This window comes from Citrobacter sp. JUb117, assembly GCF_024809055.1.
Lineage (GTDB): Bacteria > Pseudomonadota > Gammaproteobacteria > Enterobacterales > Enterobacteriaceae > Citrobacter > Citrobacter gillenii.
Genome location: NZ_JANUFB010000002.1, coordinates 576,822 through 599,431 on the forward strand (window position 1 = coordinate 576,822; position 22,610 = coordinate 599,431).

General features: G+C 55.9%; 24 protein-coding genes. 3 read left to right on the forward strand and 21 right to left on the reverse strand.

Annotated elements, in window-relative coordinates:
- Positions 1 to 12 precede the first annotated feature (12 nt).
- Entirely contained in the window at positions 13 to 729 is a 717-nt protein-coding gene (locus tag M2374_RS06580) for a type 1 glutamine amidotransferase (RefSeq protein ID WP_181688898.1), read from the forward strand.
- A gap of 91 nt (positions 730 to 820) precedes the next feature.
- Here M2374_RS06580 and cysM read toward each other — a convergent pair whose 3' ends face one another.
- The 10 genes from cysM to M2374_RS06630 all read right to left on the reverse strand — a co-directional run bounded on the left by cysM (position 821) and on the right by M2374_RS06630 (position 9,304).
- Positions 821 to 1,732: a cysteine synthase CysM gene (gene cysM / locus M2374_RS06585; RefSeq protein WP_115257828.1), complete on the reverse strand. Its 912-nt coding sequence runs from the start codon at positions 1,730 to 1,732 to the stop codon at positions 821 to 823.
- Positions 1,733 to 1,850: 118 nt separating this feature from the next.
- Positions 1,851 to 2,948, reverse strand: coding sequence for a sulfate/thiosulfate ABC transporter ATP-binding protein CysA (gene cysA / locus M2374_RS06590; protein WP_096756248.1), 1,098 nt, complete (start codon positions 2,946 to 2,948; stop codon positions 1,851 to 1,853).
- Positions 2,938 to 3,813, reverse strand: coding sequence for a sulfate/thiosulfate ABC transporter permease CysW (gene cysW, locus M2374_RS06595; protein ID WP_115257826.1), 876 nt, complete (start codon positions 3,811 to 3,813; stop codon positions 2,938 to 2,940). The genes cysA and cysW overlap by 11 nt, the downstream gene beginning before the upstream one ends.
- Positions 3,813 to 4,646, reverse strand: coding sequence for a sulfate/thiosulfate ABC transporter permease CysT (gene cysT, locus M2374_RS06600; RefSeq protein WP_096756246.1), 834 nt, complete (start codon positions 4,644 to 4,646; stop codon positions 3,813 to 3,815). The genes cysW and cysT overlap by 1 nt, the downstream gene beginning before the upstream one ends.
- Positions 4,647 to 5,660, reverse strand: coding sequence for a thiosulfate/sulfate ABC transporter substrate-binding protein CysP (gene cysP / locus M2374_RS06605; protein ID WP_115257825.1), 1,014 nt, complete (start codon positions 5,658 to 5,660; stop codon positions 4,647 to 4,649). It abuts the gene before it with no gap.
- A gap of 157 nt (positions 5,661 to 5,817) precedes the next feature.
- Positions 5,818 to 6,615: an SDR family oxidoreductase UcpA gene (gene ucpA / locus M2374_RS06610; protein ID WP_181688897.1), complete on the reverse strand. Its 798-nt coding sequence runs from the start codon at positions 6,613 to 6,615 to the stop codon at positions 5,818 to 5,820.
- Between the two features lie 198 nt (positions 6,616 to 6,813).
- Positions 6,814 to 7,713, reverse strand: coding sequence for a porphyrinogen peroxidase (gene yfeX / locus M2374_RS06615; protein WP_096756243.1), 900 nt, complete (start codon positions 7,711 to 7,713; stop codon positions 6,814 to 6,816).
- Positions 7,714 to 7,806: 93 nt separating this feature from the next.
- Positions 7,807 to 8,382 (reverse strand): RpoE-regulated lipoprotein, encoded by a 576-nt coding sequence (locus tag M2374_RS06620; RefSeq protein WP_181688896.1) that lies wholly within the window; start codon positions 8,380 to 8,382, stop codon positions 7,807 to 7,809.
- Positions 8,383 to 8,442: 60 nt separating this feature from the next.
- Positions 8,443 to 8,892 (reverse strand): DUF2919 domain-containing protein, encoded by a 450-nt coding sequence (locus tag M2374_RS06625; protein WP_115257824.1) that lies wholly within the window; start codon positions 8,890 to 8,892, stop codon positions 8,443 to 8,445.
- Positions 8,879 to 9,304 (reverse strand): GNAT family acetyltransferase, encoded by a 426-nt coding sequence (locus M2374_RS06630; protein WP_096756240.1) that lies wholly within the window; start codon positions 9,302 to 9,304, stop codon positions 8,879 to 8,881. Before M2374_RS06630 ends, M2374_RS06625 begins: the two co-directional genes overlap by 14 nt.
- Positions 9,305 to 9,516: 212 nt before the next feature.
- On the opposite strand from M2374_RS06630, the gene amiA reads away from it, so the two are divergent.
- Together amiA and hemF are read left to right on the forward strand one after the other, a co-directional pair.
- Positions 9,517 to 10,386 (forward strand): N-acetylmuramoyl-L-alanine amidase AmiA, encoded by an 870-nt coding sequence (gene amiA, locus M2374_RS06635; protein ID WP_117343548.1) that lies wholly within the window; start codon positions 9,517 to 9,519, stop codon positions 10,384 to 10,386.
- Between the two features lie 2 nt (positions 10,387 to 10,388).
- Positions 10,389 to 11,306: an oxygen-dependent coproporphyrinogen oxidase gene (gene hemF, locus M2374_RS06640; protein ID WP_181688895.1), complete on the forward strand. Its 918-nt coding sequence runs from the start codon at positions 10,389 to 10,391 to the stop codon at positions 11,304 to 11,306.
- A gap of 87 nt (positions 11,307 to 11,393) precedes the next feature.
- Here hemF and eutR read toward each other — a convergent pair whose 3' ends face one another.
- The 11 genes from eutR to eutN all read right to left on the reverse strand — a co-directional run bounded on the left by eutR (position 11,394) and on the right by eutN (position 22,513).
- Positions 11,394 to 12,446 carry an HTH-type transcriptional regulator EutR gene (gene eutR, locus M2374_RS06645; RefSeq protein WP_115257821.1) on the reverse strand — a complete coding sequence of 351 codons (1,053 nt, stop codon included), beginning with the start codon at positions 12,444 to 12,446 and terminating at the stop codon, positions 11,394 to 11,396.
- Between the two features lie 48 nt (positions 12,447 to 12,494).
- Positions 12,495 to 13,040: an ethanolamine utilization microcompartment protein EutK gene (gene eutK / locus M2374_RS06650; RefSeq protein ID WP_096756236.1), complete on the reverse strand. Its 546-nt coding sequence runs from the start codon at positions 13,038 to 13,040 to the stop codon at positions 12,495 to 12,497.
- Between the two features lie 11 nt (positions 13,041 to 13,051).
- Positions 13,052 to 13,711, reverse strand: a complete 660-nt coding sequence (gene eutL, locus M2374_RS06655; protein ID WP_096756235.1) for an ethanolamine utilization microcompartment protein EutL — start codon at positions 13,709 to 13,711, stop codon at positions 13,052 to 13,054.
- A 9-nt stretch (positions 13,712 to 13,720) separates the two neighbouring features.
- Positions 13,721 to 14,617, reverse strand: coding sequence for an ethanolamine ammonia-lyase subunit EutC (gene eutC, locus M2374_RS06660; protein WP_096756234.1), 897 nt, complete (start codon positions 14,615 to 14,617; stop codon positions 13,721 to 13,723).
- Between the two features lie 20 nt (positions 14,618 to 14,637).
- Entirely contained in the window at positions 14,638 to 15,999 is a 1,362-nt protein-coding gene (gene eutB, locus M2374_RS06665; protein WP_096756233.1) for an ethanolamine ammonia-lyase subunit alpha, read from the reverse strand.
- A gap of 11 nt (positions 16,000 to 16,010) precedes the next feature.
- Entirely contained in the window at positions 16,011 to 17,414 is a 1,404-nt protein-coding gene (gene eutA, locus M2374_RS06670; RefSeq protein WP_115257819.1) for an ethanolamine ammonia-lyase reactivating factor EutA, read from the reverse strand.
- Positions 17,411 to 18,658 (reverse strand): ethanolamine utilization protein EutH, encoded by a 1,248-nt coding sequence (eutH, locus tag M2374_RS06675; RefSeq protein ID WP_096756231.1) that lies wholly within the window; start codon positions 18,656 to 18,658, stop codon positions 17,411 to 17,413. Before eutH ends, eutA begins: the two co-directional genes overlap by 4 nt.
- A gap of 123 nt (positions 18,659 to 18,781) precedes the next feature.
- Positions 18,782 to 19,969: an ethanolamine utilization ethanol dehydrogenase EutG gene (eutG, locus tag M2374_RS06680; protein WP_115257818.1), complete on the reverse strand. Its 1,188-nt coding sequence runs from the start codon at positions 19,967 to 19,969 to the stop codon at positions 18,782 to 18,784.
- On the reverse strand, positions 19,959 to 20,798 hold the full coding sequence (gene eutJ, locus M2374_RS06685) for an ethanolamine utilization protein EutJ (RefSeq protein WP_096756229.1): 840 nt from the start codon (positions 20,796 to 20,798) through the stop codon (positions 19,959 to 19,961). The genes eutG and eutJ overlap by 11 nt, the downstream gene beginning before the upstream one ends.
- A gap of 12 nt (positions 20,799 to 20,810) precedes the next feature.
- Complete coding sequence (locus tag M2374_RS06690; protein ID WP_096756228.1) at positions 20,811 to 22,214, reverse strand: aldehyde dehydrogenase family protein; 1,404 nt, start codon at positions 22,212 to 22,214, stop codon at positions 20,811 to 20,813.
- Between the two features lie 11 nt (positions 22,215 to 22,225).
- Positions 22,226 to 22,513 carry an ethanolamine utilization microcompartment protein EutN gene (gene eutN, locus M2374_RS06695; RefSeq protein ID WP_096756227.1) on the reverse strand — a complete coding sequence of 96 codons (288 nt, stop codon included), beginning with the start codon at positions 22,511 to 22,513 and terminating at the stop codon, positions 22,226 to 22,228.
- Positions 22,514 to 22,610 lie beyond the last annotated feature (97 nt).

The following is a 22,610-nucleotide window of genomic DNA, read 5'->3' on the forward strand; positions in this document are numbered from 1 at the left end:
CGGAGAGAATACATGCGAGTTCATTTTGTTATTCATGAGTCATTTGAATCTGCTGGCGCCTATCTGCCATGGGCCGAAGAACGCGGTTACGCCATCAGCTGGTCGCGCGTTTACGCCGGAGAGTCCGTTCCCGCCAGTGCCGACGATTTCGATATGCTGGTGGTCTTCGGTGGCCCGCAATCACCGCGTACCACGCTGGCAGAGTGCCCATATTTTGATGCTCAGGCTGAACAGCACCTGATCAACCAGGCGATTGCGGCGCGTAAGATTGTGGTCGGTATTTGTCTCGGTTCGCAGCTGATCGGTGAGGCTCTGGGGGCGAGAGTGTGTCAAAGCCCGGAAAAAGAGATTGGTCATTACCCCATTACGTTGACCGACGCAGGTAAAACGCATCCGCTGATCGCCCACTTCGGTTCACCGCTGATGGTCGGGCACTGGCATAACGATATGCCGGGGTTAACCGATCAGGCTACGGTTCTTGCCACCAGCGAGGGTTGCCCACGACAAATTGTGCAGTACGGTAATTTTGTCTATGGTTTCCAGTGCCATATGGAGTTCACTGCCGAAGCGGTTGAAGGACTGATCCAGCACTCAGAGCAGGAACTGGCGGATGCCAAAGGTAAACCGTTTATTCGATCCGTTACAGAAATGCGTGCATGGAACTACCAGCAGATGAACGAGAAACTGTGGCAGTTCCTTGATCTGCTGGTAGAAAAACGTAACGATTGAACATTGCAGGCCGGATAACACGCTTTACGTCATCATCCGGCGATCGTGTCATATGTTTGCCTGATGGCGCTACGCTTATCAGGCAAACAACTTAGATCCCTAATCCCTGGTTGAAATGCTCTTCACCGAACACGCCGGTCGAGAGATAGCGATCGCCGCGATCGCAAACGATCGCCACCACAACCGCACCAGGGTTTTGCTCTGCTATACGGCGCGCACCGGCTACCGCGCCGCCGGAACTCACGCCACAAAAAATACCCTCGCGGACCGCCAGCTCACGCATGGTTTTCTCAGCGTCGTCCTGATGAATATCCAGTACTTCATCCACCAGCGAGGCGTTAAAAATCCCCGGCATATATTCCGCGGGCCAGCGACGTATCCCCGGAATACTGCTGCCCTCTTCCGGTTGTAATCCGACGATGGTCACGGGTTTATCCTGCTCGCGTAGAAAACGTGACACGCCGGTAATGGTGCCGGTGGTGCCCATACTGGAAACGAAATGAGTGATACGGCCTGACGTTTGCTGCCAGATCTCCGGCCCGGTGGTGGTGTAATGCGCATACGGATTATCAGGGTTGTTAAACTGATCGAGTAGCGTGCCCTCACCGCGCTGAGCCATCTCCAGGGCTAAGTCGCGCGCCCCTTCCATGCCCTGCTCTTTGCTAACCAGAATCAGCTCAGCACCGTAGGCGCGCATCGCGGCACGACGCTCCTGACTCATGTTGTCCGGCATCAACAGCTTCATACGATAGCCTTTCAGCGCAGCAATCATCGCCAGCGCGATCCCGGTATTGCCGCTGGTCGCCTCGATCAGCACATCACCAGGCTTAATTTCTCCACGTTTTTCCGCTTCGACAATCATTGACAGCGCGGCACGATCTTTTACCGACCCTGCCGGGTTATTGCCTTCCAGCTTGACCCAAATTTCACTGCCGTTATCCGGCGCCAGACGTTGCAGTTTTACCAGAGGCGTATTGCCAATTGTTTGTTCTAATGTGTTCACGTTTTCTGCTCAATAAAATGCCGGGTGGCGCTGCGCTTACCCGGCCTACAGGTCATGATTTAGCCCGTAGGCCCGGTAAGCATAGCGCCACCGGGCGATAACTATGCGAATTAACCTATCAGGCGGATTGTGCCAGAGCAAGTTCGGTTTCACGCGTTTCAATCCGCTGTTCACCGTTATACAGACGCGCATTTTGCAGTCCCACAAACAGACGTTCACCGCGGCTTGGGGGGTTATCGCCCTGCATCACCACCGTCAGCGGCTCGTTATACCACCCCAGTGGCTGGACAACTAATTGGGTGTAGTGACCTTTCGGACTGGCTTCCAGCACCTGTACCGGCAGCGGCGAATCGAGGCTGGTACGGCGACTCACATCGACTTCCCACGGACGCAGGAACAAATCGACCGGTCCCTGATACGCGGGCGTATATCCCAGCGGCCAGCGATGCGCGCCAACGTGGAACTGCCCACCGCGTACGGTGCCCTGCAGGCGGTTCACTTCGCCCATAAACTCCAGCACAAAGCGGGTGGCCGGTTCACGCCATACCTGATCCGGCGCATCGGCCTGCTCGATATGACCCTGACTCATCACCACCACGCGATCCGCCACTTCCGTCGCTTCTTCCTGATCGTGGGTAACGAACACGCTGGTGAATTTCAGTTCTTCATGCAACTGACGCAGCCAGCGACGCAATTCTTTACGCACCTGGGCATCAAGCGCGCCAAATGGTTCGTCGAGCAGCAGGATCTGCGGCTCTACCGCCAGCGCACGCGCCAGCGCCACGCGCTGTTTTTGACCACCGGAAAGCTGCGCCGGGAAGCGTTCTGCCAGATGGGCCAACTGTACCATTTCCAGCAGTTTGGTGACTTTTGCTTTGATCGCCGCCGCATTCGGACGCTCGCGACGTGGTAGTACCGTCAGACCAAAGGCGATATTGTCGAAGACGGTCATATGCCGGAACAGCGCGTAGTGCTGGAATACAAACCCCACCTTACGCTCGCGAGCGTGCAGACGACTGACGTCCGTACCGTGAAAGCGAATATGCCCGCTGGACTGATGCTCCAGCCCGGCAATAATGCGCAGCAGCGTAGTTTTGCCTGAACCGGACGGCCCCAGCAGCGCGACCATCTGACCTGAAGGAATATCCAGTGAGATATCGTTCAGCACCTGGGTGCGACCAAAAGACTTCTTAATATTGGCAATCTCAATGCTCATGATTTTCCTCCTGCTGCGCGCGTTTTTCCTGGTTCTCCAGACGCCATTGCAACATGCTCTTCAAAAACAGGGTAACAATCGCCATCAGCGTTAATAACGCCGCAGCGGTAAAGGAGCCGACGGTGTTGTAGTCCTGCTCCAGTAATTCAATCTGCAAAGGCAGAGACAGGGTTTCGCCGCGAATCGAGCCGGACACCACCGACACCGCGCCAAACTCGCCAATCGCGCGGGCGTTGGTCAGCACCACGCCGTACAGCAGCGCCCAGCGAATGTTTGGCAAGGTCACGCGGCGGAACATCTGCCAGCCGGATGCGCCAAGTAAAATAGCCGCCTCATCTTCATTGCTGCCCTGGCTCAACATCACCGGCACCAGCTCACGCACCACAAACGGACAGGTGACGAAGACCGTGACCAGCACCATTCCCGGCCAGGCGAACATCACCTGCAGGTTGTGCTCATCCAGCCAGCCGCCGAGCGGGCCGTTGGAACCATAAAACAGCAGATAGACCAGACCGGCGACCACTGGCGACACGGCAAACGGGATATCCAGCAACGTCAGCAGCAACTGGCGACCGGGGAAGTTAAAGCGCGTGACCAGCCACGCCAGCAGCACGCCAAACACCAGGTTCACCGGTACCGCGATCAGCGCAATCAGCACCGTTAGCCAAATAGCGTGCAGCATGTCCGGGTCGGCCAGGTTCTGTAATACCGGCATTAATCCCTTGCTGAACGCCTGCACGAAGATATAAATCATCGGCACCAGCAAAATGAACGCGGAGACCAGCATACCGGTGCCGATCAGAAACCATTTCCCCCAGTTGATGCGGGGCGCGCCATAGCGTTTCAATTGGGTAATCTCTGCCATCAGTGACCTACCACGCGTCGACCAAAGCGACTCTGCAGGGTGTTAATCGAAAACAGCAGCAACAGCGATGCCCCGAGGATCACCGACGCAATCGCGCTGGCGGCGGGATAGTCAAACTCCTGCAAGCGGACAAAAATCATCAGAGAAGTGACTTCCGTTTTCCAGGCGATGTTCCCGGCGATGAAGATAACCGCACCAAATTCCCCCAGACTGCGGGTGAACGAAAGTGCGATCCCGGCAACCAGCGCCGGAGATAATTCCGGCAGCACCACTTTACGAAAGCTCTGCAAGCGCGTGGCGCCGAGCGTTTCCGCAGCTTCTTCATACTCCGGGCCTAACTCTTCCAGCACCGGCTGTACGGTACGCACTACGAACGGAATGCTGGTAAACGCCATGGCGACCGCAATACCGAGCCAGGTGTAGGTTACTTTAATATCCAGTTTCGCCAGCCACTCGCCGTAAAAACCGTTAACCGAAAACAGCGAGGCCAGCGTCAGGCCCGCCACTGCCGTAGGCAGCGCAAACGGCAGGTCCATTAACGCATCCAGCAGTGTGCGACCTGGAAAGCGATAGCGGGTTAAGATCCACGCCATCAGCAGGCCGAACACGCCGTTAAAGATCGAGGCCACAAACGCGGACAGCAGCGTTACCTTATAGGCAGCCACCACCTGCGGATTGGTAATCACTTCCCAGTATTGCGCCCAGCTCATTTGCGCCAGTTGCATCACCAGCGCACTGAGCGGCAGCAGCAATATCAGGCAGACAAACAGTAAGCTGGTGCCCAGGCTTAAGGTAAAGCCGGGCAGCACGCGTCGGGAGGAAACAGCAAACATTTACTTACGCCCCGCCGCCAACAGTTTGTCCAGCTCACCGCCGCTGACAAAGTGCGTTTTCATCACCTCAGGCCATGCGCCAAACTGATCTTCCACGCGGAACAACTCGGTCTGCGGGAATTTATCTTTCAGCTTGTCCATCACCTGCGGGTTATTCACACGGTAGTAGTAATCCGTGATGATGGTCTGCGCCTGCGGGCTGTACAGCCAGTTCAGGTAGGCTTTCGCCGCTTTCTCAGTGCCATTGGCCTGCACGTTTTTATCGACCCACGCCACCGGGAACTCGGCGAGGATATTGGTCTTAGGAATAACGACCTCGAAACCCTGCGCTTCATACTGCTTACGAATGTTGTTCACTTCTGATTCGAAGCTGATCAGCACGTCGCCCAGCCCACGTTCCGCAAAGGTGGTGGTGGCACCGCGACCGCCGGTATCAAAGACTTCAACATTTTTCAGGAACTGGGTCATGAACTGTTCGGTTTTAGCTTTATCGCCGCCGTCCGCTTTTGCCGCCGCACCCCACGCCGCCAGATAGGTATAGCGCGCGTTACCGGAGGTTTTCGGGTTTGGGAAGATCAGTTTGACGTCAGAACGCACCAGGTCATTCCAGTCATGGATGTTTTTCGGGTTACCTTTGCGCACCAGGAAGCCCATTGTGGAATAGAACGGCGAGCTGTTATTTGGCAGACGGCTTTGCCAGTCGGCCGGAATCAGCTTTCCTTTGTCATGCAGAATCTGCACATCAGTGACCTGGTTATAGGTGACGACGTCGGCTTTCAGCCCCTGCAGAATCGCCAGCGCCTGTTTTGATGACCCGGCATGAGATTGTTTAATCGTCAGCTTGTCACCGCCGTTATCCTGCGCCCATTGCTGTTCAAACGACGGGTTAAGGGCGGCAAACAGTTCGCGAGACACATCATAGGAACTGTTCAGCAGTTCCGTTGCCTGCGCCTGACCGACCAGCAGCAGCGCCGCCAGCGTCAGAGTTCTTTTTTTCAGTAAGTTAACGGCCATTGCGCACCCTTATAAATTTAATGACTTTCTTATGGCCATCATATTTATAACGGGAGTAAAAGGAGTAACGGTTTTATATACCGTTTGATGATTTGAAAGTTGAAAAGAGAATAAGAGGTAACTCCTCCCCTGTTCGCGGGGAGGAGACAAGCATCACTCAGACGCCGACGCTAACGCTAACGCTTTCTGGCAGGGTACTGCCGCCATCGATCACGTTCTGCGTGCCGGTTAAGTAGCTGGACTCATCAGACGCCAGGAACGCCGCCAGTTCACCGACTTCAAGCGGACACGCCAGGCGACGCAGCGGAATGGCTTTTGCCATTTCAGTCAACACTGATTCCGGATCGTCCGGGTTAGACTGACGCGCGATGTTTTCCGCCATTGGCGTGCGGACATAGCCGGGGCAAATAGCATTAACGCGGATGCCGGATTGCGCGTATTCCACCGCCAGCGATTTGGTTAAGCCGATAATAGCGGCTTTTGACAGTGCATAGGCCGTTTCGCCCGGATCGGCGACCATATCGCCGGTGACGGATGACATCATCACGATGCGCCCATCCTTGCGAGCAACCATCTCCGGCAGAACGGCTTTCGTCACGTTCCAGACACCTTTGATGTTGATATCAATATGGAAATCGCGATCTTCATCGCTCATTTCAAGGAAGCTGCCGAGGCGGCATACGCCTGCGTTGTTGACCAGAATATCGATTTTGCCCTCAATGTTCTTCGCGCGTTTTACCGCCGCCGTGACAGAAGCAAAATCTCTGACGTCCGCATAAACTGCTGTACAACGGTGACCGCGTCCAACAAGCTCATCCGCCAGTTTTTCAATCTCATCGGAGATATCCAGCAAGATCAGGTTCGCACCGTGGCGGGCAAATGTTCTGGCGATCCCTTCGCCAATACCCTGAGATGCGCCCGTAATCAATGCTGTTTTGCCCGTGAGTTTTCCCATTTCAATATTCTCCTTTTGAATATGAAGCATCCGCTTCATTCACGCAGAAGATACAGCATTAACAAATCAGTGCTGCGAAATGGCTCACTAAATCAGGTTAATTTCAGGTAAAAAAAATCCCCGACGGTGCGGGGAGATGTATTTTACGCCAGTGTGTAGGCCGGAGAAGGCGTTATGCCACCATCCGGCAACTCACTCTCACAGCGCCATTAAGCGGTCCAGCGATGGCGCAAAATAATAGCCGCCGGTCACCGGCTTGGTGAAGCGCAGCATGGCGTCACGTTTACCGTCGGTGTCGCCGAACATGCTCAGCAGTTGCTGCTCAATATTGTGCAGGCGCGCGCAGTAAGCGCAGAAGTACAGACCGTGCGTACCGCTGGCGGTACCGTATGGCAGGCTCTGGCGGACAATTTTCAGCCCTTTACCGTCTTCTTTCAAATCTACGCGGCTCAGGTGAGAGGTGGCCGGGCGATCGTCGCCGTCGATCTCTTCGTTAGCTTCTTTGGTGCGACCAATCATCATTTCCTGATCGTGGATGCTCATGCGGTTCAGCTGCTTCAGGTTGTGCTCCCAGCGCTGCACGAACACATAGCTACCCCCCGCATCCACGCCATCTTTGATAACCGCAACGTCACGACGCGTCTCTTCCCCGGCCGGGTTTTCCGTACCATCAACGAAGCCGCTCAGATCACGCTCTTCGACCCAACGGAAACCGTGGATCTCTTCTTTCACGTCGATGCAATCACCAAAGGCGTCCATGGCCGCCTGCGCAACAGAGAAATTCACGTCATGACGCAGAGAAAGAATGTGGATCAGCACGTCATACTGCGTTGCCGGGGCCAGACCTTTACCGTAAGGGATAAAGTCCTTTAACTCTTCAGCCCCTACGCCACCGCTCAGCGTGCGCCAGGTTTTGTTACCGAAAGCCACAACCGCGCCCAGATGTGCATCCGGGAATTTTGCTTCAAAGGTCGCCAACTTATCAGCAAATGTTTTGCTGGCAGCGCGCAAAGCCTCAACGTCGCCTTTTACATTGGCTTCAATCCAAATCGCCGCACGGCAATGTTCTGGCAAAATGCCACTCTGAACCTGAGACATTGTTCCTCCTGAAAAAAAGATGCCACGACCTCGGGGCATTGATGGGCGTTATTCTACCTGTTTTTTTAGTCTGTCGATTTGTTCAGACGCAAATTAACGCCGCCAGATAATTTTGCTTACTTTCCAGTCTTTCAGCGTATCGTCAGACGGCATTATGCCTTCAGGACCGCTCCACTCACCGGAAAAAATGTAGCTAATATGCTGACTTCCCTCAGCTTTACACTCAACACCTGCACTATCATCGCCGGTCGCTTTCTGGCAATTACCGAACGCTTTGGTGTAAAGGTCACTAAACGGTGTACCGATTTCTGCACCGGACGCTGACTCAATATCGCCGTCCAGTACATCAATACGGCTGATGGTCCCCCCATCGCCATTGATCACCATCGCCAACTTATCTTCTTTCATTGCTTCAAAAAAGCGCACCACATTGCCGTTGTCGGTCTTCATCCCGCTGCGCAGGCGATAATCTCCGTCCAGCGCATCGGCAATGGCTTTCTCATCCAGCGGCGTCGCAGCAGTGAGTTGTCCCACCCCCTGCTCGGTGACTTCCGTCGAAGAACCAAACCAGTTCCACGGATTTGCGGCGGACCAGTTCACCGACGAGAGCGTCGAGCAGCCAGTCAGTACCAGCGGCATCGCGCATAACATCAAACGCAGCGATTTCATCTCACATCCTTTCTTTATTAATTAACGTTGCTTGGAGTCCGGCTTCATAAAAAAGTGCCGTTATTCTTTTTCGATGGCAAAACAGGCACGTAAACGCGGGTTAGTCAGTAGCCAGACCAGGGCGACAACATCGGCTACCAGCAGCGCCAGCCCAACGCCATTGACCGGATCGCCCCCCAACCACAGCAGTGGCTGCCAGCAAAGCAACGCCAACTGGGCCAAAATCAGTAATCCGCGCAGCCAGCGCCACAGCGCAGGAAATGCAAAACGCCGCCCGCTGAGTAAAAACGCCAGCACTGCCGGAACGCCTGGGAGCAATCCCAGCCAGAACGCATCGTGATCGGGGTAAAACAAATTCAGTAAGGTGTTACCCTGCTCGCGAGAAGATCCCGCAATCACAAACAGCACCCACGTGCGCGCCTGAAGCAACAGCACGCACCAGAACAAAACAGGGAGGCGCAGACGCCCGTGACCGTCATAGTCGGCGGGATGAAACTCAGTACTCTTCATCTTCAATCAAGCGCTTGCCCAGATTGAGTACGTCAGCATGTTCATATCCCAGACGTTCATACATGCCCAGCACGATGTCATTGTCGTCACGCACCATAATTTGAATCTTCGGACATCCGCGGGCAATGAGCTTTTTCTCCAGCCGGCTGAGCAGTGCATTCGCAATGCCACGAGCACGAAATTCAGGGTGTACGCCAAGATAGTACGCTGAGCCGCGATGACCGTCGTAACCCCCCATCACCGTGCCAACGACTTCACCGTTCACCTCGGCGACCAGGAACAAGCTGACGTCGTGATTCACCTTGCGCTCAATATCCATTTCCGGATCGTTCCATGGACGCAGCAGGTCGCAGCGCTCCCAGAGGGTGATAACCTCTTCGAAATCTTCCTGGCGAAATACGCGTATCTCCATGGTATTGAGACCCTTTTTAGCCCTAAAAATAGTGATTATGGCGTGAACAACTGATTAAGCCAATATCTGACGCGAAGCGGCGTAAAAAATGGCATAATAGGCAACTGTCACGTATTGAAATGAAAAGTAAAACAATTATTATCCCGATCCGTCGCAACGGACTACGCGATACGATATAACATCTGGAACTTATTTATTACAACTCAGGCCGTATGAGCACTTTTAAACCACTAAAAACTCTCACATCGCGCCGCCAGGTGCTGAAAGCCGGGCTGGCTGCCCTGACGCTGTCAGGTATGTCGCCAGCTATCGCTAAAGAAGAAGCGCTAAAAACCAGCAATGGTCACAGTAAACCGAAAGCGAAAAAATCAGGCGCAAAGCGTGTTGTGGTTCTCGATCCGGGTCACGGTGGCATTGATACCGGGGCAATTGGTCGCAACGGTTCGAAGGAAAAACACGTGGTGCTGGCGATTGCCAAAAACGTGCGATCCATCCTGCGTAGCCAGGGGATCGATGCCCGGCTGACCCGCTCCGGCGATACCTTTATTCCGCTGTACGACCGCGTCGAGATCGCCCACAAGCACGGTGCCGACCTGTTTATGTCCATCCACGCCGACGGTTTTACTAACCCCAGCGCGGCGGGGGCGTCGGTCTTTGCTCTGTCTAACCGCGGCGCCAGTAGCGCCATGGCAAAGTATCTGTCCGATCGTGAAAACCGCGCGGATGAAGTCGCCGGGAAAAAAGCCACCGACAAAGATCATTTGTTGCAGCAAGTGCTGTTCGATCTGGTTCAGACCGACACCATTAAAAATAGCCTGACCTTAGGGTCGCACATCCTGAAGAAGATCAAGCCAGTACACCGTCTGCACAGCCGCAGTACAGAACAGGCCGCCTTCGTGGTGCTAAAATCGCCGTCTATTCCTTCGGTGTTGGTAGAAACCTCATTTATTACCAACCCGGAAGAAGAACGCCTGCTGGGCACCACGGCATTTCGGCAGAAAATTGCCACCGCTATCGCCAATGGCGTTATCAGCTATTTCCACTGGTTTGATAACCAGAAAGCCCACTCGAAGAAACGTTAATCATGAAGCCCGATGCCCAGCGCGTTAAACAGTTCCTGCTCAGCCTGCAGGATGATATTTGCCAGCAACTGTCTGCCGTAGACGGCGCTGAATTTGTTGAAGATAGCTGGCAGCGCGAAGCAGGTGGCGGCGGACGCAGCCGGGTGCTGCGTAACGGTGGGATTTTTGAACAAGCGGGCGTGAATTTCTCCCATGTCCATGGTGACGCGATGCCAGCCTCGGCGACAGCACATCGACCAGAACTGGCCGGGCGCAGTTTTGAAGCGATGGGCGTGTCACTGGTGGTGCACCCGCTCAACCCGTACATTCCCACCAGTCATGCCAACGTGCGGTTTTTTATCGCCGAAAAACCCGGTGTCGATCCGGTGTGGTGGTTTGGCGGTGGCTTTGATTTAACGCCCTACTACGGCTTTGAAGAGGACGCCGTTCACTGGCACCGTACGGCGCTTGAGCTGTGCCAGCCGTTTGGCGATGACGTTTACCCGCGTTACAAAAAGTGGTGCGATGACTACTTTTTCCTTAAGCATCGCAACGAACAGCGCGGCATCGGCGGACTGTTTTTCGATGATTTAAATACCCCGGACTTCGACCACTGTTTCGATTTTATGCGAGCAGTTGGCACAGGCTATACCGACGCGTATCTGCCGATCGTTGAGCGGCGCAAAGCGATGAGTTGGGGTGAGCGCGAGCGCAACTTCCAGCTTTATCGTCGTGGACGCTACGTGGAATTTAACCTGGTGTGGGATCGCGGCACGCTGTTTGGTCTACAGACTGGCGGGCGTACGGAATCCATTCTGATGTCGCTGCCGCCGCTGGTGCGCTGGGAGTATGACTGGCAGCCGGAAGCGAACAGCCCGGAAGCCGCCCTTAGCGAGTTTATTCAGGTGCGCGACTGGGTGTCATTGCCTGATGGCGGCTAACGCCTTATCCGGCCTACAACTTCAATAATGGCACCGTCCCGTAGGTCGGATAAAACGCGAAGCGTCGCATCCGACTCAATAATCTCATCACGCCCACTGACGCATACGCTGATGCAGCGTGAGCGACGGTTTCTCGGCAAACAGCTGCTGGTAATCGGTGGCAAACTGCCCTAAATGCCAGAATCCCCACTGCATCGCGGCATCTTTTACCGTCGTACTCTGCGACCACGGGCTGATAAGCTCACGGCGGACTGCGTTCAAACGAATGCGTTTTAACCAGGCATTCGGCCCAATCCCCAGGATCGCATGGAAGGCATTTTGCAAGGTTCTTCGGCTGACATGCAGCTGATTGCACAGGTCGAGCACGGTCAGCGGCTCCGACATATTTTCCAGCACATATTCGCGCGCACGCGACAGCAACCGACGGTAACTCTGATGGCTGATACTCTCGGCGGTGATGATCGGCTGGGCTTCATCCAACATGGTACCCATCGCCAACAGCAGATTATCCCCTAACACTTTGCGCACCGCAGGCTGGCGAAGATTTTCAGGATTCTCGCTAAACGTCGCCAGCGCCTGTTGCACAAAGCCCCACAATGCGGCTTTGTGTTGTTCTTTTACTTCCAGCGCCGACTGGTTGCGCAGCATATGCAGCACCCTTTCCGGGTTGTGCAGGAAGTTAGCCTGACGAGCGATCGCCTCTTCAGAGATCACGACGCCAAGAATGGTGTAGTCATCCGGCGTACTCAGCTCAAATTCCGTCCCGCCCGGACGGGTGGCAATTTCAGCGCTACCCAGACATTGGGTGCCAATAAACCCCTGTTCGCCGCGCGTAGCAGGAATACCAAACCAGAATGAATTTGGCCAGACGAGACAGGACTGACGCAGCGCCAGACCGGTGTATTCACGGAACACCTGAATATCATCAAGCAGGATTTCAGTGAACTCGCCATGAAATTTACCTGGATGCAGCTGGTCGTAGATCTGCTGCCAGGCGGTAATGGTCAGCGCGTGCTCATACACATCCGTTGTTCGCCGCTGATGAACATTGTCCACTTCCACTTTCGGCGTAAGTTTAACGTCTTCGGGTAATACTTCATGATAAAGATGGTGCAGGTTTGCAGTACGTTTCTTTTTCATGACCTTTGAAGCCGGAAGCTTCACTGAAGCCCCCGGCCCTCCGACAGGTTAATTTTTTAAGCGATAGCGACTACTGCGTTTACGCAACGCTCCGGCAGAAAAGAGCTGTTCCAGCGCAATTCTGGCTTTATCAAGTGACCAACCAAAGTGCGCGGCCACTTCCCCTGCCGTCATTCCTTGACGGACCGATGTTAACAGCGCCAGTAATTCGTCAGAGGATTCAGAGGACACCGGTGCTTCCTGCGTCTTCTCTGTTTTCACGTCTGATGTCACTTCCGGCTTCGGTTCTGATTTCTTCGGTTCTGGTTTTTTCGGCTGGCGCGTAAAACCGCCGATCAGCCACTGGGTGTCATCATCCGGCCGTCCTATCTCCTTGCGGCTGATAACACGTCCTGTACGCGCAGCAGCAGCACAACCGGCATCCAGCGCTGCACGACACGCCGCCAGATCGCCTTCCACCACCAGCGTTAGCCTGCCAGGATCGAGCACCTGGTGGCTAAGCAGACGCACGTTCGCGGCTTTCAGCATGGCATCCGCCGCGTCTACAGCAGCCACCATGCCATCCACTTCCAGTAATCCCAGTGAATTGATCATTGCAACCTCTCTTACGCGCGCTGGACAGGATTACGGGCAATATCCAGAACAGCATCAGCGAAGGCGTTACAGGCGGCTTTACAGGCGGCCTGGCTACCGGTTAAAAACGCCGCCGAGTAGTTGGTTTCTGACGGTGGCGGCACGTAGGTAACAATCTGTACATCGGCAGATTTCAGCGCAGCATCAATCCCGTAGGTTGCTTCTAATGGCGGAGCCACCAGATAAGCCATCGGATCGCCCAGTACGCATCCCGCCGTAGCAGAAAGGTATGAACCGGTACGCGATACCACGTGTGCCAGGAAAGCCGTATTTTCTGCATCATTGGCCCACTGGAACGCGGCGCCATTTTCAATATTGGCCACCATCGCATCCAGACCCGCGCGAACTTCCGCCGGGTTAGGTCCACCGAGCATAATCAACACTTCACCTGCCGTTGGAGAAGGTCCGTGCGCCGCACCGGCATACAGCGAGCGGCCATAAACCACTTCGACCATTGCCTGTTTTGTCGCTTCGTCTGCGGCAATATACGCCACGTCATCAGAGTCTGCTGTGATGAGTCCGAGGCTACGTATATGTGGCGGTAATTTAAGTTCGCGGGCAAAACCGTCATTTACCGAGGCAATCACGCGCATGGCGGTGACTGAAGGTCTAATCAAATCTAATGCTGGCATGATGCCTCCTTAACGGGTCATGTTGATGCCGGACGCTTTTTGCTCCAGCATGCGTTTGGCCAAATCCACGATTACCGCAGCCGCTTCGACCGGTGGCGTACCGCCCTGGTGAATGTTGGAAATACAGGTTCTGTCGGCCTCAACGGTAGTCGCCACGCGCGGTGAATAGACGGCGTAGCAGGAAAGACTTTCCGACTGGCCTAAGCCCGGACGTTCACCGACCAGCAGGATCACCGCTTTCGCACCCAGCAGCTCGCCAATCTGATCTTCGATTTTCACGCGGCCATAGCGGACAAAGAACGGCGTGCCAACCTTCAGCCCAGCCTGTTTTAATCCAGACAACAATGGCGGCAGAATCTCTTCGTAGTTGGCGGTGATGGCATCCGTAGACAGACCATCAGAGACAATCACCTGGACATCCGGGTTCGCCACGCACTGGGATTTCAGCGCTTCAATCGCTTCCGCACTCAGACGACGGCCCATGTCCGGGCGGGTCAGGTACAGATTTTTGTCACTGATTTCCGAGCGCACTTCCAGCAAGCCTTGTGCTTTCACCCACTCTTCCGGCACCTCTTTCAGCACGGTATCTTTCGAGCGTGAGTGGTCAGCCAGGAAGCGCAGCAGCGCCTGGGTACGCGGACGAGGGCCAGCACGACCGGTACAGACACGTGCAGCGGTGCTGCGACGCAGCTCCGTCAACACTTCTGCGCGGTGCGGGTTTTCAACGCCAATCCACGCTTTCGCTTCCGGCGATCCTAAATCCATGGCACAGCTTTCGCCCGTTGGTGCGGCGCACTGCGTGGTGCTGCATTTCACTTCCGCTGACGGCGCTTGAGCCTGCGGTTGTGACTCACCCATTGACGCCATTACGCTGCGTACAATTTCTTCAATCTGTTTTTGATCCATCGTGTGTCATCCCCGCGTCATCAGAAGAACAGTGACGGATCGCCCGCCCGTTTGGTCAGGCGACCGTTTGCCATAATGCCCATGTTTTCCAGCCAGCGTTCAAACTCCGGCGACGGACGCAGGTTCAGCAACTGGCGCACAGTCGCGGTGTCGTGGAACGCGGTGGTCTGATAGTTGAGCATGATGTCGTCACCGAGCGGCATGCCCATGATGTAGTTGCAGCCTGCGGTGGCGAGCAGAATCATCAGGTTTTCATTGAGGTTCTGGTCAGCATCGGCATGGTTGGTGTAACAACAGTCACAGCCCATCGAAATGCCGCTCAGCTTGCCCATGAAGTGATCTTCTAAACCGGCGCGAATAATCTGGCGGTCATTGTAGAGATACTCTGGCCCGATAAAGCCGACAACGGTATTCACCAGGAACGGATCGTAGTGGCGTGCCAGCCCGTAGTTACGCGCTTCCATCGTCACCTGATCGGCACCGAAGTTAGCGCCAGCAGAAAGCGCAGACCCCTGCCCGGTCTCAAAGTACAGGCAGTTTTCCCCGGCGATACGGTTGAATTCAGCGCCCACTGCACGCGCCTCGTCCAGCATCGCCAGCTCAACGCCGAACTCTTTCAAGCCTTTCTCGCTACCGCAGATACTCTGGAAAATCAGCCCGCCCGGCGCGCCGCGACGAATCGCTTCGATCTGGGTAGTAACGTGCGCCAGCACGCAGCCCTGAGTAGGAATGTTATATTTGTCGATCACGCCATACACGGTGTCGAGTACGCGGCTTAAGTTCTCCACGTCATCGGTTACCGGGTTAACGCCGATCACCGCATCGCCCGCACCGAAAGAAAGCCCTTCGTAGATTTGCGCGGCAATACTCTGCACATCGTCACGGGTGTCGTTCGGCTGCAAACGGCAGCTGAAGGTGCCCGGCAAGCCGATCGTGGTGTTGGCTTTTTTGATCACCGGCATTTTTTTGCCGCCGTAGATCAGGTCCGCGTTGGAGCAAATTTTTGCCACCCCAGCGACCACTTCTGACGTTAACCCTTTGCGCATAAACGCAATGTCATCGACAGAGGTTTCATCACTCAACACGTACTCGCGCAGCTCACTGATGCTCCAGTTTTTGATGCGGTTATAGGCTGTTTCGTTGACGTCATCCTGAATCAGACGCGTGACGCAGTCCTCTTCATAGGAAATCACCGGGTTGTTGCGAATATCCGCCACCGTCATTTCCGACAACACCTGTTTGGCCGCCACGCGCTCCTGTGAGCTTGTCGCGGCGACACCTGCCAGCACATCCCCCGAACGCAGTTCGTTGGCTTTGGCCAGCACCTCTTTTACATCCTTAAACTGATAAACATTGCCGAACAATGTGGTCTTTAGTTTCATAAGTCGTTCCCTCAGGAAGGAAATGCGAGTGATTTCACCGTCACCGGCACAACCGATCCGCCAAAAAGAGGCGTACCAATGTCGATATAGTCCCCCGCCCGGACAATCACCTCATCGATGACCGCCAGCGGGTGTTGCTGTAACTGTGGGCGTAACAGCATGCCCAGGGCTTTACCAAAATCCTGCTCGGCTACCACCAGCAGGGGATGCGGATTCGGATAACGCGCGACAAAGGCCAGCAGCGCGTCGATGACCGTTAATAGCGCGGCGTAGCGCACCGGCAGCGACCCGGGCAGCGCCAGCACATAGGCGTCTGTTTTCGGATCAAGATCGAGCTGCACCAGCGCCAGCTGCCAGGCCGCCACCAAATCAGCGTCGTCAACCGGGATCGCCACCGGCAGATTGCGCAGCGGAAGTGCCACGCCTTCCAGCCAGATGGTGCTGCCCGACAGCGACAGCGTATGCGCCCCGGCGCCAATCACCGTGGCGCGCACGGTTTGCGCCGGGAACTGCACGTTCATCTCACGCAAGCGCGGATGTTCATGCAGCGCCGTCGCCAGCAGCGGTCCAATGTCAGAAAAACAGAACGGATCAGCAGGCTGGTTGCGGTAGCACTCGCCCACTCCTCCGGAAAGCGTAATCACATCCGGTTTCACGCCCGCAGGCAGTAAACCGGTTTGCATCAGCGCCTGCGCCAGGGCAGAAGGCGTGCCGTCAATCACTTCCACGATCAGATTCGCCATTCGCCGCGCGACCTGGACAAGCTGTGCGGCATTGAGCGTTCGGGCGTCGGTACCGGCACCAAACACCTCGTCGACGATCATCTGTCCCGGCTGGTGCGCATGGACCACGCGCCCCTGACCGTCAGTTTCCAGCAGTCGTCCCCCGACGTTCAGGCACGCAGAGCCGCTGACCTTTCCGGCATCAAACAGTACGTAGTTTGACGTCCCGCCGCCGATATCGATATTCAGCACGCTGCACAGACGCTGCTCAGACAGAGTTTGTGCACCGGCACCGTGACCGGCAATCACCGATTCCAGGTGCGGACCGGCACTGGCCACCACGAAGTCACCCAGCGACTGGGAGAGCGTCATCACCGCCGGACGGGCGTTGCGGGTTTTCGCGCTTTCTCCGGTAATGATGATCGCGCCGGAATCAACCGTTTCCGGCGCAATACCCGCCGCCTGATACTGAGCCAGGATCAGCGCTTTAAGTTCAGCCTCTTTCAACCCGCCCTGCTTATCGACGGGTGTGAAGAAGACCGGGCTTTGCCAGCTAATTTCGCGTTTGATAAATTCGTAGCGCGGCACCTGCGACACTGCCGCACGGTTAACCAGCTCAAGGCGGGAGAAGATCACCTGAGTGGTGGTGGTGCCGATATCGATACCGACGCTCAGTAGCTGGCGAGTATTCACGATTGCGCCTCCGCTTTTGCTTCTGCAGTTTCCGCGTCAACAACGGCCGGAACATTTTCGTCTTTTGGCACCAGCATCATCGCTACGCCAATCGCCGTCACACCACCAATCAACTTGCCGACAATCATCGGGAAAATCATGGCGTTCATGTTCGCGGCGGCAAAACCTAAGTGGTCACCCAGAGCGAAGGCTGCAGAGACCGCGAACGCGCAGTTGATCACTTTGCCGCGGGTATCCATATTTTTCATCATGCCGAACATCGGGATGTTGTTCGCCAGCGTTGCCACCATACCCGCAGCGGCTATATTGTTGATTTTCAGCAGGTTGCCGACACTCATTAGCGGTTTTTCAAACCAACGGGTCAGCAGCAGTACCATCGGGTAGGCACCCAGCAGCACGCAGGAGATAGAACCGATCACTTCGATGGCGCGCATCACTTCGCCGGGCTTATCACCCGCAGACATGAAGATAGGATCGAGACCCGGGATCAGCTCCCAGCCAAGCAGGAACTTAATGACCGCCGCCGCCAGGCCGATAGTGATCAGCGCCACCAGGAACTTGGCGAAGATCTGGAAGCCGTTAATCATTTTTTCCGGGATAAATTTCAGCCCCAGCGCCACCAGGATGGCGACGATCAGCACCGGAATCATGTTCATCAGAATCAGCGCGAAGGTGAACTCCACCGGTTGCCCGTTGATTTCAACCCCGGAGTACATTGCCACCAGGCCGCCAGCGATACAGCCAACCGGAATGGTCACGATACCGGCCAGTACGCCCAGAGCCAGATAACGACGGTCTGACGGTTCAATAATTCCCAGCGCAACCGGGATGGAGAAGACCAGCGTCGGCCCCATCATTGCCCCGAGGATCAGGCCAGAGTACAGCCATGCGGCCACATCGCCACCCGCCAGTTCTTTCGCCAGGAAGAAGCCGCCCATATCACACGCCAGCAGCGTTCCGGCAAACATTGACGGGTTCGCGCCCAGCATTTCATACAGCGGAATAATTACCGGTCCGAGCACATGCGCCAGTACCGGTGCCAGCGCAGTCATACCGACCATCGCCAGACCCAGTGCGCCCATCGCCATAAAACCTTCTTCAAACTGACCGCCCGATCCCTCGATGCTCTTACCAAACTTACCGAGGTAACGCGCTGAACCACCGAACTGCGACAGGATCCTGTCCACGGCGGCAATCAGCATAAAGAACATCATGATGTACATGATGATTTCGTTAATTCCCATAGCCCTATCTCCATTTGCCAGGTGCTTAGTAGGCCTGATAAGCGCAGCGCCATCAGGCAATGATGTCGCGTTGTTGCCGGATGGCGGCGCGAACGCCTTATCCGGCCTACGTCCTGGTATGCCTTATTGTGCCGCCGCGTACAGGTCGATAATCTGTTCCTGCGTGGCGGTTCGTGGGTTGCTGCGTATACAAATATCGTTCAATGCGGCTTGCGCCCAGGTACTGTAATGCTCAGGTTTCGCGCCCACGTCAGCGAGCCGTTTGGTCTGGCCCACTTCAGCGATCAGCTCAATTACCGCGCTGATAGCGTCACGATCGTCTGATTTCTTATTGGTTAACGCTCTGCCGATATGGCTGAAGCGTTCACGGCACACCATGCGGTTAAAGCCCATTACCGTAGGAAGCAGCATGGCATTAGCCTGCCCGTGCGGGATGTGCAGCGCAGCACCTGGTTGGTGAGCCATCGCATGACACAAGCCCAAACCTGCGCTGGAAAAAGCCATCCCCGCCATACAGGAAGCCAGTAACATGCTTTCGCGCGCCGCCAGGTCATGGCCGTAACCCACCGCTTTAGGCAGCGACTTGCCGATCATCGCAATCGCGCCAATTGCCAGGCTGTCGGTAAACGGTGTCGCGTTCAGCGCGCTGTAGGCTTCAACAGCGTGGGTGAGTGCATCGATGCCAGTCATTGCCGTCACGTGCGGCGGTACGCCTTCCGTTACCGCCGCATCGAGAATGGCGACGTCCGGCATCAGCGTGGCGTGGGCCAGCACTTTTTTCAGTCCGGTAGCGGCATCGATAATCACCGTGACGTTGGTGGTTTCTGACCCGGTCCCGGCGGTGGTTGGCACGGCAATCAGCGGTAAACGAGGACGCAGCACGCTGTTTTCCGTCATATCAGCCAGTGTCTGCGTTGGGTTGGTTACCAGCAACGCGACGGCTTTGGCGGCATCCAGTACCGAGCCGCCGCCGAAGGCCACAACGCCGTCACATTTTGACTCGCGCAACTGTGCGACCGCCGCGCAAACGTCAGTGATGCACGGCTCACCGACCGGGCACGGCCACAGCGTCATCGCCACGCCTTTCATCGCCAGGCTGCGTTCCAGTGAGGCGGTCATTCCCGCTTCATGCAGGAAGCTATCTACCATAACGAACATGTGCGTCAGCCCGCGCGTTTGCGCTTCCTGTCCGCAGGTGCTGAGCGCTCCCAGTCCGCATAGCGTGACCGGTGGAACGCTGAACGTTTTTACGCGTTGTAGATTCAGGGCATCGAATGCCTGAAAGAGCGCGGTCTGCAATTCAGCTTGCATAGATTCCTTCCGCTTTTACTTTTCCGCTATTGGCAATCGCCAGCGGGGTCATAAACAGACTGTGCTGCGGTAAATGCACCTGCAGCTCCGGGAAACGCTTACGGAACAGCTCATCAACCCCCGGCTGCATACAGGACCCACCGGCCAGCCATAAATCCATGACGCCCTGCCCGGCAATATGGTGGGCGACAATTTCCGCCATCTTTTCGTAAACCGGCTTCACTACCGGCCAGATTTCCTTGCCGTTGCTGCGCTTGTACTGCTCGGCTTCTTCCAGTTGAATACGACGATTCCCAGCCAGCGTCAGAGAAATGTGATGCCCACCGGTCGCTTCGTCGGCGGAATAGGTCACTTTGCCCTGCTTCACGATGGCAATACCGGTCGTCCCACCGCCGATATCCACCACGCCTGCGTTATCCAGCTGAAGTAGATCCGCCACGGCGGTGGGCTCATCCAGCACATGGCTAACCTCAAGTCCGGCAGACTCCAGCACGTTAATGGAGATACGCGGGTCCGTTCCTGGCGGGAACGAGGTTGCCGCGTGGGTAAAGCGGCAACCCAGTTGTTGTTCGAGCGTATCGAGATGGCGACGAACAATGGTCACGGCACCGAAAAAATCCCAGACGATGCCGTCACGCACGACGTCGGCCCAATCCAGACAAACCGCAACCGGCTGTCCTTCACTGTCGACAACCATCGACACCACATCACAGGTCCCCAAATCAACGCCGAGCCACAGCGGTGAATCACTCGCGGCCGGCGTCTGGTTACACAGCGTTGCTGCTTTTTGCAGTCTGGGTGTGAGCCACAGTTGTTCGTCATGCGCCATCTCTTTCACTCCTTATACAATGCGAAACGCATCCACCAATACACAGCGACGCAGGCGGACAAACGTGCGCGCACTGGTCACCCCTTCCCCGGTTGGCGTGGTAATGGTCATGGTGGTCCAGCCTTCACCGCCAAGCCCAAGACCGGCAATGCACGGTCCGTTCTTGACGAAAATGCTGGTGTCGATGGCGTTAGCCATACGGTTCATGTTATCGATGTTGCGTGAGTGCATCGCCGCCGTATGGTGGCAACCACCTTCAAGCGTGACCGCCAGCGCAATGGCTTCGTCAACGTTAGCCACCCGCACCACCGGCAGCACCGGCATCATCAGTTCAGTTACCGCAAACGGATGTGTGGCTGAGGTTTCGACGAACAACAAGCGGGTTTGCTCCGGGACATTCAGGCCGATCGCCGCGGCGATTTTGGCCGCATCGCGCCCGACCCAGTCACGGCTAACCGTGCCTTTACCGCGTTCATCGACGTTTTTCATCAACACCGGCTGCAATTGCTCAGCCTGAGCTGCGGTGAGCTTGACCGCGTGCTGACCTTCCATCAGACGCATCAGCTCGTCGGCAACGCTATCCACGACGATCAGGACTTTTTCATCGGCGCAGATGATGTTGTTATCAAACGACGCACCTTTAACGATGGACTGCGCGGCGCGCGCCAGATCGGCGGTTTCATCCACCACCACCGGCGGGTTACCCGCACCTGCGGCAATCAGACGTTTGTTGGTGTGCTTACGCGCAGATTCCACCACCGCTTCGCCGCCGGTCACCACCAGCAAGCCGATACCTGGGTACTTGAACAGACGCTGAGCGGTTTCGATATCAGGATTGGCAACGGTCACCAGCAGGTTTGCCGGACCACCCGCAGCGACTACCGCCTGGTTAAGCAGACCGATCGCACGCTGAGAAACGCCTTTTGCAGCAGGATGCGGCGCAAAGACCACGCTGTTACCCGCCGCAATCAGGCTGATGGCGTTATTAATGACGGTCGCGGCCGGGTTGGTGGACGGCGTTACCGATGCCACCACGCCCCACGGTGCGTTTTCAATCAGCGTCAGGCCGTTATCACCGGTCAGTACCTGTGGAGACAGGCATTCCACGCCCGGCGTGCCGCGTGCCTGCGCCACGTTTTTGGCAAATTTATCTTCAACGCGTCCCATGCCGGTTTCACTGACAGCAAATTCCGCTAATTCTCTGGCGTGTTTTTCGCCTGCTTCACGAATGGCGTGAATGGCCAACTGGCGCATAGCGACGCTTTTCAGCTCCTGCTGTGCCAGTTTTGCTGCCGCCACTGCGTCATCCAGGGAGGCAAATACGCCCATTTCTTGAACGGCACTGACGGGTTGGCTGCTGTCTTTCATTTTCAGCAGCACCGCTTTCACGACCTGTTCAATATCCTGTTGATTCATGATTTTCTGCCTTATTTATGGAAGATCACCTGACCACCTGCCACCACTTCATCGACAATGCCAATCACGCACAGATCGACAGGCGATGAGTCACTACTGTGCGCCTGGCGGGCAGAGCTTCCACTGACCAGCAGCACCCACTCTCCGGTTCCCGCCCCGATGCTGTCGGTAGCAACAGCACACTGCCCGTCGGGATTTCCCTGAGCATCAATCATTTCCACCATCAGCAACTTGTCGTGCGCGAGCCCCTGATGGCGTACGGTACAAACAATTTGTCCTGTGACGATTGCCAGTTTCATACCCGCCTCCGTGGCATATTTCAGGTAAAACCTCCCCCTACCCTCCGCAGAAGGTAATGTGAAAAGGAGAGAGGGTGACGCCAGCTTTCTCTTAACA